This window comes from Salifodinibacter halophilus (genome assembly GCA_012999515.1).
Taxonomy (GTDB): Bacteria; Pseudomonadota; Gammaproteobacteria; order Nevskiales; family Salinisphaeraceae; genus Salifodinibacter; species Salifodinibacter halophilus.
Genome location: JABEEB010000267.1, coordinates 1 through 270, shown reverse-complemented (window position 1 = coordinate 270; position 270 = coordinate 1). Strand labels below are relative to the sequence as shown.

1 protein-coding gene is annotated in these 270 nt (G+C 55.6%); it reads left to right on the top strand.

The annotated features are described in order from the left end of the window. Window positions 1–270: IS4 family transposase (locus tag HKX41_11605; GenBank protein NNC24778.1), on the top strand; the 270-nt coding region annotated here is incomplete at both ends.

Sequence of the window (270 nt, the reverse complement as noted above, 5' to 3'; positions counted from 1 at the left end):
CCAGGCGTTTCTCGAACGCTACGTCGAAATGGCTGACTGCGACGAACTCTCTTATGCGGCGTTCCACGACTGGTTCGAACCAGGATTTGTCGCCTTGCTTCGAGAGATTCTCGATGACGCCATCGAGAATCTCGACACCGGACGAGCCGACTTGAACGGGCGTCTCGAACGCTTTCGAGACGTCCTCATTGCCGACGCAACCATCGTTTCGCTATACCAAGACGCCGCTGATATCTACACAGCAACTGGCGACGATCAAGCCGAGCTGAA